We start from the raw sequence: 12238 nt of genomic DNA, 5'->3' as shown, positions 1-12238 counted from the left end.
ATACCCCTGCAAGCGCGGTCATTGCTTTGCGATGAACGCCTGAACGCGTCCGGCAACCTCGGCCGTTGCCGGAGTGTAGACCATCATGGTCAAGTCGGGCCGTCCATCGACCGAAAACGTGGAAAATTCGAGTTCTATGACCCCGAGTTCGGGATGGTGGAGACGTTTGACGCCATCACCATGTCCAACGACCTCATTTTCGCGCCACAGCGTCTTGAATTCCGCGCTCATGAGAGAAAGTTCCTCGACAAGCTGCCTGATTTCAGCGCTTGCGCCCGCACGTGCAGCATCGGCCCGAAACGCTCCGACCACATAGCGGGCGATGCTGAGCCAATCCTCCTGAGCGGCCTTCACGCGAGAATCCGAAAACACGAGCCGCAGGATGTTGCGCTGATCTGGACGAAGCTCGGCGTAATCCGTCAGGAGCGCAGCGGCAGACCTGTTCCAGGCAACAATGTCCCAGGTTACGGTTCTGATGAGGGCCGGGCTGGTGGGGATGGCATCAAGAACGCGTTGCAGCCGCGGTGTAATGTTGTTCTCCGGCCTGTATCGCGCCTCCGGAGGGTGCCCAAAAGCCAGGATATGCAGGTGCTCGCGTTCAGGTTCTGTCAACATGAGGCCGGTTGCGATACGCTCCAGGACATCTGCGGAAGGAGCGCCACCTCTCCCCTGCTCCAGCCACGTGTACCAGGTCGGGCTGATGTTTGAACGCTGAGCCACTTCTTCGCGGCGTAATCCAGGCGTCCGCCTCCGTCCCGTCGGGAAACCGAAGGTCGCGGGATCGAGGCGCATGCGGCGATCCCGCAGAAATGTGCCCAATGGGTTGCCGTCTTGAGGATACATACCGGCCCTGTTAGTTTTTATACCATGATAAAGTCACTACTTTAATATGAAGAATGATACGTCATCCTGCCTCTCCGAACAACGTTGGAGAGTTCTGAATGCGTGTTTTCCTAACGGGTGCGACCGGCTTCATTGGATCGCGGATCGTGCCCGAATTGCTCGCTGTCGGCCACCAGGTGGTGGGTATGACAAGATCAGACGTGGGAGCCAAGTCCCTCGTCTCCGCAGGCGCAATCCCCCATCATGCCACCCTTGAGGACCTTGCCAGCATCATGGCCGGAGCTGCTGATGCGGACGCCGTGATTCACACGGCTTTCGACCATGATTTCTCGAATTTCGCGGCGAATTGCGAGAAGGATCGACGCGTAATCGAGGCGCTGGGATCGGTTCTGAAAGGCTCCGATAGACCACTTCTGATTACGTCAGGTACAGGTATGGGAGATGCCGGAGACGGTCGGCCAGCTTCAGAGGACGTTTTCAATCCGCATCACCCCATCCCAAGAATTGCGTCGGAATTGGCGGCACAGGAGCTGTTGAATGACGGCGTGAACATTTCGGTCATGCGGCTGCCGCAGGTCCACGACACGGTCCGCCAGGGCCTCATCACGCCCTACATCCAAATTTCGCTTCAAAAAGGGACCGTCGCCTATATCGGGGAAGGGCTCAATCGCTGGCCAGCAGCACATGTTCTCGACGTCGCCAAACTCTATGCCCTTGCTTTCAACCAAGGCGAGCCGGGCGCACGATATCATGCCGTCGCCGAGGAGGGTATAACCGCGCGCCGAATTGCCGAGGTAATTGGCGCGGGTCTGGAATTGCCCGCCATCTCCTTGCAGGCGGAAGATGTACCGGACCATTTCGGCTGGTTTTCCACGCTCGCCGGCATCGATATGCCCGCAAGCAGCGCACTCACGCGCACTAAGCTGCGCTGGGAGCCAACAGGGCCGGATCTGATCACAGACTTAAAGAACATGGAGTATCGCTCCATCCAGGGACGGTAAGCCTGCAGGTCAATCCATCCGGGAGTGCTCGACGGCTGCGATCAGCTCCCAAATGCAAAACGGTGGCTTTAGGAACTTTTTGAAACGCCTGGACAGCGGAATGAAGGCGCAAAGCGGCCGTTTCCGGAAAACCTGCCCGACGCCAGCTCCGAGCCATGAAAGACATTCATTAGTCGACAAAAGCAGCGGCAAGGAGACGCTACCGCACATTTCCTGAACCGATTGCGTCACTCCGCGAGACAGAACATCCAACCTTCAAACCGGTATCGAAAGCCCAACCTTGACCTGGTCGACCACGACGTTGGTATGGAAGCGGCGGATGTTCGGGTTTTCGGTGAAAACCCGGCGCGAGAAGGCGTCGAAGCTGGCCATGTCTTTCGCGAGGACAATGAGGATGAAATCCGTGTGGCCCGTCACGTAGTAACATTGCTGGACCTCCTCCAGCTTCAGCACCGATCGCCGGAATTCATCGAGGAGGTCGATACGCTCGCGTTCAAGTTCCACCTCGACGACAAACGTCATGACGGCATCGACGTGCCGCGGGCTGACAACAGCGATTTCTCTCTGGATCGCACCTGTCTCACGCAAATTCTGGACACGGCGCTGAGCCGAGGACCGTGACACGCCGACCTTTTCGCCCAGTTCCTCCGACGACAGCCGCGCGTTCTGCTGAAGTTCGCGCAGGATCAGTCGATCTATGTCATCCAGCATCCGGCATTCTACCCTTTGAAAACGCAATTATCAGGTATATTACCATTAGCCATGGCTTTATTCGAGCACTTCGCCAGATCTGTCTCGCTAATCTAAGGCATGTCGCGTTAAATTGAATTCAGAAAATCGTCCGAACGCATTTGCAATGCAAACGCTGCCTCGGGCGTCTTCCTGAACCCATGAATCCGCTTAAACGCGACACGCGACACGCGACAGGTGACGAGTTGATGCATCGAAGGTAGCGCCATGACATTCCCTCAAGTTTCGCAGACTTACAAAGACCCGTACAATTATCCTGAAGGCATCGCCTTCCAGGAGGGCCAATACCTGCTCATGAAGGATGCCAAGGTCTCGGTTCTGGATTGGGGGTTCCTGCATTCCGACGCCACCTACGACACCGTGCACGTGTGGGACGGCGCGTTCTTCAGGCTGGATCTTCATCTCGACCGCTTCTTCGCCGGGCTGGAAAAACTGCACATGTCGATCCCGTTCGACCGGTCCCAGGTGGCAGATATTCTCGCAAATTGCGTCGCCCTCTCCGGCCATCGCAATGCCTATGTCGAAATGATCTGCACACGGGGCGGGTCACCGAGTTTCAGCCGCGACCCTCGCGATGCCGCCAACCGGTTTATAGCCTTCGCCGTGCCCTACGGCTCTGTGGCAAACGCTGCGCAAATGGAGCGCGGCTTGCGCATCGCGATCAGCGATGTCGTGCGCATACCGCCGAAATCCGTCGATCCTTCGATCAAGAATTATCATTGGCTCGACCTCGTACGCGGTCTCTACGACGCCTTCGACAGGGACGCGGAGACCGCCCTGCTCCTGGACACCGACGGAAATATCGCCGAGGGACCGGGGTTCAACGTCTTTGCCGTCAAGGGAGGTTCGCTGCGCACTCCGCAATTCGGCGTATTGCCCGGCATAACGCGGCGGACCGTCTTCGATCTCTGCACAATGCTGGACATCGATGTCGGTGTCGGGAACGTTTCGCCAGACGCGCTGAAGACCGCGGACGAGGTGTTCATCACATCGACCGCCGGCGGGATCATGCCCGTCAGCAGCGTCGACGAAACCCGGATCGGCAACGGAAGACCCGGGCCGGTTACCGGCAAGATCAAAGCGCTCTATTGGGACATGCACAAGGACCCCACGTGGTCAACTGTCGTGGCGTTCCCCGAAGATGTCCGCGGGGCTTCTTCAAGGCCAATGTGACGAGCTATCCGCTGCGCGGCGGGACCGTTTCGGGCATGGCTCGCCTGGGGCCGGGTTGTTTCATAACAAGACGCCAGATTCCGCGGGTCCGGGTCTCAGGTCACGGTTGCATTTTGAAGGTCAAGGCGATTTTTAAAGACGCCGCCGTCAAAGAGCGTAAGGCGATTATCTGTATTGTTCTAATGCCTTACGCTCTAACGTCACTTCTTCTTGCTTCCACCGGCAAACGCGGAAACGCCTTTGTTCAGGAATGACGACGAAGTCGGGGCCGGTTCAGCCGCTTTTGCCGCTTTCTTCGGTTTTCTGATCTCGCGATTGCTGCGTTTTTGTGATTTGGCCATGGTTGTCTCCTGTGGTGTGAGCCGCATTTGTTGACGTCATGCGGTGAGGCCGGCTCTTGCCCTCCGAAACGGATGCGATTGGACCTTCTTGCGAGCGTCCGGTTTTCCCTGCCGCGCGGCGCGCCTATTTGATGTCGGCTGCCGTCAGAATGAGCGTGGCGCCCCGTCGCCGGGAATAGGCCTTGCGGGCCTGCCGCTCGACCGCATCGCGCACGCCATCGAAGGCGGCAAGCGAAAGCGTCTCGTCAGACAGCGGTTTTGCGGTCATCGTCTTGAGCAGGTCGACCTGCACGAAGATCGAGATCTCAAAGACACCGTCATATCCTGTAAAACGCACGGATTGCCGCCCCGGGTCGAAACTCCGGCTTTGGTTGGGAAAGTTCAATGCCATTGATGCGGTTCCTCCGATGACCGTGGTCCGGGTGCCCTACGGGATTCGAATGCTCCCTGGCCGGCGGGCAAGCTGTAGGTCTTGGTGACGAAAGGCGATGTCATGGCGCGCAGCAGCGCGCTGTAATTGAGCTGGAAGGTCATTTCTGAGCCTGCGGTCACGTGACAGGTCCCCGCGTCGACAACCAGGTGGTCGCTGCTTGCTCCCAAAACCCGAATTCCAGGTTCGGCGGTCAAGCCAAGAGGATCGATGTCCTGACGGCCAAGGGCCAGTATGGTCCGCGACGCGCTGCCGTCATTCGCAGATAACGGCGTACCGCCGAAGGCAGCCTGTGCGATCGTGCCCCAGGGCCGAAATGGCTTGGTCTTGGTCTCGATGACTTCCGCCACCAGGGAAATCGCGTCGGTATAAAGGCCTTCAATCGGCAGCCGGTCGAGGGGATCCAGTCCCAAAAGGATCGACTCGCCCAACCGGAGATCGTTGACGCGGCCGGCCTTTTCTCCGGAGAGAGCCCACTTGAGATTGCTGGAATTGCCGCCCGATACGACCCTGGTGACAAGACCGAAGTCCGCATCCAGCAAGTCAGCCAGACGCGACAGCTCCGACATGTTTCTTGTATCGGGAGATACACCGCTCTGGCACGCAAGGTTGGTGCCGATGCCTTTCAGGTCGATATTCGGAAAACGCAGGGCCGCCCGCACGGTATCCTGAAGGTCTCCCGGCATGATGCCCTCACGCAGATCTCCCATTTCCACCATCAGCACCACGCCATGGCGTTTGCCGGCCCTCCTGGCCGCGCTCGACAGGGCAGCGATGACGTCAAGCTCGGTATTGAAGCTGATATCGGCATGGGCGACCACTCGAGCGGCCTGACTTGGCATGGGCGAACGGATAAGGGTCATGGGCGCCGCTATGCCCGCCCGGCGCATCGCCTCGATATTTTCGATACGGGAGTCCCCGAGCCCCTTTACACCCGCCGCGAGCAACGTTTTGGCGACCCGTGGCTCGCCCAGACAGGCCTTGGTAACGCCGGTCACCGAAATGCCGTGGCCGCCCAGCTTCGAAACCAGGGCGGACGCATTGTGGCGTATTTTCTCAAGATCGACTTCCAGGCGCGGTGCGCTCATTGGATCAAAGCGGCGTGCTTCCTCTCAAGTTCGGGAAAGGACGAAAAGACCATGTCCACCAGCCGTTCCTCAGGACGCGCCAGCGCATCCGTGACGGGAATCTGGAGCTCCGCCTCATAGACGGAAATGGCCGCGCCGATCTCGGCGTCGGTCATAGCCTCATGATTGATCGTCAGACCGATGACTTTGGTGTCCGCGAATGCCTCGATCAGGTCGATCTCGGATTTCGGTTCGGGCATCTTCATATGCTCGAAGTCGCAGCGGTTCTCGCGGTGTGGAGCGTGCTGCAGGATGACACCCTGCGGAGCGCTGCCCCTCAAAATGAAAGCTGACGTGCAGAAGGCCGGGTGGCTCAGCGCGCCCTGCCCTTCGACAATGATCACTTCCGGGTCGTCGCCTTTCCAGGCATCGACAATCGTCGCCTCCAGTTCGCCGCAGCAGAACTGCGAGGGCACGGCATCCAGCGCGACGCCATAGCGCCCGCCCTGCATCAATCCGGTCTGGCCGGTGGACACCATGACCGCGCGAACACCCCGTGCGATCAGCGCCCTGGTCAGGATGCTGGCGGTCGTTCTCTTGCCGATGGCGCAATCGGTGCCCAGAACCGCGATCCGCGGGCAGGTCACGTCATGAATGGCGCCGCTGAACAATCTCAGGTCGTTCTTGGGCCGTGGTTTTCTGACATCGATGATCACAGCGTTGTTGGCGGCCCCCGCCGCCGCGAACTCCGGATCGTCACCGAGAAACTCGTGCAGCCCGTTGACGACATTCATGCCGTGCCCCAGAGCGGCAAGGACGATCTCCCGCTCCTGCGGCGACAACATGCCTGTCGCCGGAGCCATGCCATAGATGAAATAGTCGGGCTTGCGGCGCGAACCGGCCAGCGCCTGGTCAAGACTTGCGAACACGGGAATTTCGTTCGCCTTCCCGTCCAGCACATCGCCCGCATCGCGGCCCGCTTGCGTGCTGTCGATGATCGAAAGGATTTCATATTTTTCGGAGTGGCGCACGAGCCCGTTTGCCGTTTTGCCGTCAATCTTGCCAAAATTGCCTTCGCAATAAACAAGCGCCGTCGCAATCGTGGCATCCACCGGCTTCAAAGCCGGTGCAACAGGTGGAACCAGGGCCTTCTTGGCGAATGACAGATGCAGGACAGGTCTGGCTTTCACTGTATTCGTGAAGGGAATTACGGTCATAAAGGCTCCTTGGGAGTAAACGCCGGCACATGATCGGAAAGACACGCGGGGACGACCGCCTCCACGCCCGGCAACCGGGCGCGTGGAGGAAGAAATCGATTAAGTTTCAAGCTTGTATCCCCGACAACGACCTCTTCGCGCCGGGTCTATGCTCCGCGCGAGTTCGTATGCAGGGAATGTGTTTGATCAAACGGATCGAGAGGACGACGCAAGCCACCGGCACAGCGGTCCAGGAGTTCGTCAGGAAAGGGCCCATGCGCCCAAAACGATCCGGTAACGGCGCCATCATGCGCCATATGGCGGGGAATGTACAATGCCAATTGTAAAAACCGTCACGTCTCTTGACGGATTGCCTTTAAAAAAACCTCTACCTGACCGTGCGAGCGCCCCGGTTGAAACACCCGCCCAACCGACCGGGTTCCGGCTCGCCCATTCCCCACTCCGCCGATCCAGTGTCTCCTCTGGCTCAAAGAACGGCGTTTATCGCGAGCCCGATGCAGGATGAACCGGAGCGACACAGTGGCTTCTTCCGGGCCGCCCGATGTGCTCGCCGTTCCGCGCGGCGGCTCTGACCGAGGCCAGTTTAAGAATTCAACGCCTCCAACGCGGAACACTGAGACGAAGCTGCTTTTCCACCTCGATGATCGCGAACAGCGCGACACCTACACCGATGATCAGGATGCCGTCGAAGACCGGGACCGCCTCGGTGGCAAAGAGGCGCTGCATTGGCGGCAGATAGGTGATCGCGAATTGCGCCATGACGATGGCGATAACCGTAGCCCATACGACCCTGGTTCCGCGCACCGCCTTCCAGGTCAGCGACGCACCGTAGATGTTCCGGATGAAGAACAGGTGGAAGATTTCCATGACGACCAGCGTGTTCATCGCCATCGTCCGCGCCAGATCAATCGAATAGCCGCGATCGAGGGCATAGGTGAATATGCCAAAAACGTCGCCGAGAAAAAGCACCGATACCAGCACGATATGCCAAAGGAGCCCGCCGGTAAGAAGTGGCTCCTGTCTCGGGCGCGGCGGACGCCGCATTGTGTTTTCCTCGGTTGGCTCGAACGCCAAAGCCATGCCGAGCGTAACGGCGGTGATAAGATTTATCCATAGGATCTGGATGGGGGTCACCGGCAATGTCAGCCCGAACAGCAGAGCCACGACGATCGTCATCGCCTCGCCTGCATTGGTCGGCAAGGTCCAGCTGATCACCTTCTTGATATTGTCGTAGACGGTGCGGCCTTCGCGCACAGCCGAGACGATGGATGCAAAATTGTCATCCGCCAGGACGAACTCCGCAGCCTCCTTGGCGGCTTCGCTTCCCTTCCTGCCCATGGCAATCCCGGCATCCGCCCGTTTCAGCGCCGGCGCGTCATTGACGCCGTCGCCTGTCATCGCCACCGTGATGCCCTGAGACTGGAACGCCATCACAAGCCGAAGCTTGTGTTCGGGATTGGTGCGCGCGAAAACATCCGTATTCAACACGGCGGCAGCCAATTGGGCGTCGTCCATTCCGTCCAAATCCGTCCCGGTAAGGACTTTTTCGGAATTATCCAGGCCGATCAACCGGGCGATCGCAGAGGCTGTGCGAGCGTGATCGCCCGTGATCATTTTCACGCGAATTCCAGCTTCCCGGCATTCGGCAACCGCCTCTATTGCTTCCGCGCGAGGCGGGTCCATCAGTCCCACCAGTCCGAGCAGGGTGAGCGCTCCTTGAACATCCGACAAATGGAGAACCATCTGCTCGCGTGCAACCTCTCTGGTCGCGATAGCCAACACCCGTTGCCCACCCGCGGCGATATCTTCGGCGACCTGGCGCCAATGCGCTTCATTGAACGCTGCCACGCCGCCGGAGCCGCCGCGCTGGTTGGCACACATTGCAAACACCTGTTCCGGGGCGCCCTTGACGAAAATGTCCGCGTGATCCGGATGATCATGATGCAGGGTTGCCATGAAACGATGCTTGGCGTCGAAAGGGATCGTATCGCTCTGCGTACGTCCGGACAGTTCCTGACGAACTTCCACTCCGATCTTTCCGGCCATGGCCAGCAAGGCACCTTCCATGGGATCGCCTTCGACCGCCCAGAAGCCGTCACGCCGGTGCAGGGATGCATCGTTACAGGAAGCCGCCGCGCGCGCGAGGTCCGCCAGGTCAATATGGTCGAGACCCCTGACCGGGATATCGGCAAGCTTGACCGCGCCATCGGGTGCGTATCCATCCCCTTCCAGCGAGAACACCTGCCCGGCCACCGCGATCGACGCGACCATCATCTCGTTGCGCGTCAGGGTTCCGGTCTTGTCGGTGCAAATGACCGAAACCGATCCCAGCGTTTCGATCGCCGGGAGACGCCGCACAATAGCATGCCGGCGCGCCATCGCCTGAACGCCGACGGCGAGCGTGATCGTGAGAACGGCAGGCAGGCCTTCGGGGATGGCGGCTACGGAAAGGCCGACCACGGCCATGAACATTTCCGTGAAATCGTGATGTTCGACGAAATACCCGAAAACGAGCAGGACGGCCGCGATCAGCAGGATCAGCACCGTCAGCCATTTGGCGAAAACATTCATTTGCCGGACGAGCGGTGTGGTGAGAACCTCGACCGCCGCGAGCATTCCGCTGATGCGCCCGATTTCGGACCCCGCTCCCGTTGCCACCACCACTCCGCGTCCTTGCCCGCTGGTGACAAGCGTTCCGCTGAACGCCATACACAAACGGTCGCCAAGTGAAATGTCCGCCGTGACGGGTTCGGCGGTCTTTTCCACGGGTACGGATTCGCCTGTCAGGATCGCTTCCTGGATCTGCAGGCCGTGTGCACGGATCAGTCTCAGGTCCGCCGGCACCTTGTCGCCCGCCTCCAGCAAGACAATGTCGCCCGGCACGAGCGCTTCTCCGTCTATGCTGCGGCGTTCACCATCGCGAAGGACAGCGGCATGCGGGGCAAGCATGCGACGGATCGATTCCATCGCCTTTTCGGCCTTGCCCTCCTGAATGAAGCCGATGACGGCATTCGCAATCACGACCGCCACAATGACTGCCGCGTCGAAGTAATGGTCGAGCACCAGTGTGATGACGGCAGCGCCCAGAAGCACGTAAATCAGGATATTGTGAAAATGCGAAAGGAAGCGCAGGAAAAGACTGCGCTTTGGAGCCTGCGGCAGACGGTTCGGGCCGTAGGATTGAAATCTGGAAGCTGCCTCATCGTCTGACAACCCCGCAACGCTTGTTCCAAGCGCCTCCAGCGCGGCGGTTGCCTCCATGGCGTGATAATTATGGTCCATTCCTGGGCTTCCTCACCACGGTTGTTTTCGCGATTTCACCTCGCATCTATCGCATTGAACGCTATCGGCATCAATCGAATGACAAGCGAACAGGCTCACCGCTGTTGCCTTGTCATTCTCGCAACCACAAAGGCGTTTCAGCATGTGAAAGACGGCGGTGTTCAGCAGCTCACACGCGCATCATGGAAAGTTGGGCGCCGAGGGCTTCGAGCCCCGCCGTGCCGCCGGGCAGACCGACCGCGGCGGCACCGCAGTGATTGCCCGCCTTCAGACAGTCCACCAATTGCCGCCCGTCAAGCCAGCCGGCCAGGAAGCCGCCGTTGAATGCATCTCCCGCACCGGTGGCATCGATCACCTTCACCGGTTTGCTGGGCGCGTCGGTCCATCCATCCGGCCCAAGAGCGCTTGAGCCTCTTGAACCGCATTTGACGACCGTGAGCGGCGCGGCACGTTCGTTCAGACCTGCCTCGCATAACCTTTGGTATTCAGCGGCATTGGGAAGGAAAACGTCCACCTGCGCTATCAATGGGGCAAGGGACGCCCCCATGGCGAGAAGCTCCGTATCCCAGCCGCAGTCCAGCGAGATTGTCAGCCCCGCTCCACGGGCCAGGTCGATCAGCTCCGGGTGTTCCTGAAGGCTGCGCAGCTCTCCAATGTGCAGATGTCGCATGCCCTGCAGGATTTCATCGCGAACCAGATCGACCGGAGGCAGCGCCGCCCCTGCCTTGTGGCTCAAGAATGCCCGGTCGTCGCCGGATGCTATGGCAACCGTAATCTGGGGAGAAAGCCCGAGAGCGGCCGACACACAAAGATGGCCGTCAATGCCGACGGCTGCAATGTCTCCGCGCACCGGCGCGTCAAAGGGCGAGGCCGGCAAAACGGAAATCAGGGCGGAATGCCACCCCAGGGCTTCGAAAGTCGCGGCCGTGATCAAAGCGCCGCCGCCGGCATGCAATGTCAGCCCCTGCGAGAACACTTCCTGCCCCATCACCGGCATCCCGGGAACCCCGGTGAAAACCAGATCGCAATAAAGACGGCCCGCACACAAGATCAGCGGCGTGTCGGAGGCTGTTTTCATGACATCACGACGCCGGTTTTCGCATCGAATATGTGAAGATTTTCCAGATCCGCGCCTAGTTCGACGTGCTCTCCGACTTCAGGTGGTGTTCGCCCGTCCGCCTTGGCGATTATTTCCCCGCCCGGGGTTTCCACATAGATCAGCGTTTCAGGTCCGAGCGGTTCGCGGACCGTGACCTTGCCCGCAACGAGCGGCTCGCCCGATGACAGGATCAGGTCATCCGGGCGCACACCGACGATGACCTCACGGCGGGTGTCCGCGTTCAGCCCGATTTCGATCGGCTTGGCCGAGGCGAGCTGCAGTTGATGACCGTTGAGAGTTGCCGGCAACATGTTCATCGACGGCGCGCCGATGAATTGTGCAACGAAGGTGTTCGCGGGTCGATGATATACGTCCGCCGGGGTACCGATCTGCTGAATATGGCCGTCTTTCATGATCACGATTCGATCCGCCATCGTCATGGCTTCCACCTGGTCATGGGTAACGAAGACGATTGTATTGCCGACGCGGTGGTGGAGTTTCTTGATCTCGAGCCGCATTTGCGTTCGCAGCTGTGCATCCAGGTTCGACAAGGGTTCGTCAAAAAGAAAGACCGCCGGATCGCGCACCATGGCCCGGCCGATGGCGACGCGTTGACGCTGTCCTCCCGAAAGCTGCGAGGGCTTGCGCTCAAGCAGGGATGTCATGTTGAGAATTTCCGCCACCTCGGAAATGCGCGCCTCTTTTTCTGGCTTTGACAGGCGGGAAGACCGCAGCCCGAAGGCGATGTTTTTCTTGACGCTCATATGGGGGTAGATAGCGTAATTCTGGAACACCATCGCGATGTCCCGTTCCTTCGGCTCCAGGTTGTTCACGACCCTTTCGTCGATGATGATCTGGCCGGACGTGATTTCTTCCAGCCCGGCGATCATCCGCAGGGTCGTTGATTTGCCGCAGCCGGACGGCCCGACAAAAACAATGAATTCGCCGTCCTGAATGTCCAGGTTGATGCCGTGGAGCACTTCCGTCTTGCCGTAGGCCTTGGTCAGGTTGCGCAGGGCGAGATTGGCCATCGGT

General features: G+C 59.5%; 11 protein-coding genes. 2 read left to right on the top strand and 9 right to left on the bottom strand.

The features are described from left to right. Window positions 1-18 precede the first annotated feature (18 nt). Window positions 19-843 carry a helix-turn-helix transcriptional regulator gene (locus CLV41_RS09385; protein ID WP_103222080.1) on the bottom strand — a complete coding sequence of 275 codons (825 nt, stop codon included), beginning with the start codon at window positions 841-843 and terminating at the stop codon, window positions 19-21. 98 nt (window positions 844-941) lie between these two features. Between CLV41_RS09385 and CLV41_RS09380 the strand changes: the two genes are divergently transcribed. After that, window positions 942-1844, top strand: coding sequence for an SDR family oxidoreductase (locus CLV41_RS09380; protein ID WP_103222079.1), 903 nt, complete (start codon window positions 942-944; stop codon window positions 1842-1844). Between the two features lie 255 nt (window positions 1845-2099). On the opposite strand, the gene CLV41_RS09375 is transcribed toward CLV41_RS09380, so the two are convergent. Beyond that, window positions 2100-2555 carry an Lrp/AsnC family transcriptional regulator gene (locus tag CLV41_RS09375; protein WP_103222078.1) on the bottom strand — a complete coding sequence of 152 codons (456 nt, stop codon included), beginning with the start codon at window positions 2553-2555 and terminating at the stop codon, window positions 2100-2102. Between the two features lie 246 nt (window positions 2556-2801). On the opposite strand from CLV41_RS09375, the gene CLV41_RS09370 reads away from it, so the two are divergent. After that, complete coding sequence (locus CLV41_RS09370; protein ID WP_103222077.1) at window positions 2802-3767, top strand: aminotransferase class IV; 966 nt, start codon at window positions 2802-2804, stop codon at window positions 3765-3767. 200 nt (window positions 3768-3967) lie between these two features. On the opposite strand, the gene CLV41_RS27735 is transcribed toward CLV41_RS09370, so the two are convergent. From CLV41_RS27735 to CLV41_RS09335, 7 genes are all read right to left on the bottom strand, one after another. Then, window positions 3968-4108: a hypothetical protein gene (locus CLV41_RS27735; RefSeq protein WP_170107155.1), complete on the bottom strand. Its 141-nt coding sequence runs from the start codon at window positions 4106-4108 to the stop codon at window positions 3968-3970. Between the two features lie 124 nt (window positions 4109-4232). Continuing rightward, entirely contained in the window at window positions 4233-4499 is a 267-nt protein-coding gene (locus CLV41_RS09365; protein ID WP_103222076.1) for a DUF1488 family protein, read from the bottom strand. Then, a complete protein-coding gene (locus CLV41_RS09360) occupies window positions 4490-5626 on the bottom strand; it encodes an alanine/ornithine racemase family PLP-dependent enzyme (RefSeq protein WP_103222075.1) in 1137 nt (378 codons plus the stop codon). The genes CLV41_RS09365 and CLV41_RS09360 overlap by 10 nt, the downstream gene beginning before the upstream one ends. Next, on the bottom strand, window positions 5623-6822 hold the full coding sequence (locus CLV41_RS09355) for a DUF1611 domain-containing protein (protein WP_103222074.1): 1200 nt from the start codon (window positions 6820-6822) through the stop codon (window positions 5623-5625). Before CLV41_RS09355 ends, CLV41_RS09360 begins: the two co-directional genes overlap by 4 nt. Before the next feature lie 591 nt (window positions 6823-7413). Beyond that, the gene (locus tag CLV41_RS09345; protein WP_103222072.1) at window positions 7414-10104 is read right to left on the bottom strand and encodes a cation-transporting P-type ATPase; all 2691 of its coding nucleotides are present in this window, start codon (window positions 10102-10104) and stop codon (window positions 7414-7416) included. A gap of 169 nt (window positions 10105-10273) precedes the next feature. Then, window positions 10274-11182: a carbohydrate kinase family protein gene (locus tag CLV41_RS09340; RefSeq protein WP_103222071.1), complete on the bottom strand. Its 909-nt coding sequence runs from the start codon at window positions 11180-11182 to the stop codon at window positions 10274-10276. Then, window positions 11179-12234, bottom strand: a complete 1056-nt coding sequence (locus tag CLV41_RS09335) for an ABC transporter ATP-binding protein (RefSeq protein ID WP_103222070.1) — start codon at window positions 12232-12234, stop codon at window positions 11179-11181. Before CLV41_RS09335 ends, CLV41_RS09340 begins: the two co-directional genes overlap by 4 nt. Window positions 12235-12238: the final 4 nt, after the last annotated feature.

The organism is Roseibium marinum (assembly GCF_002906165.1).
Classification (GTDB): Bacteria; Pseudomonadota; Alphaproteobacteria; order Rhizobiales; family Stappiaceae; genus Roseibium; species Roseibium marinum.
The sequence above is the reverse complement of the archived record's forward strand: the minus strand, read 5'-3'. Positions and strand labels throughout refer to the sequence as shown.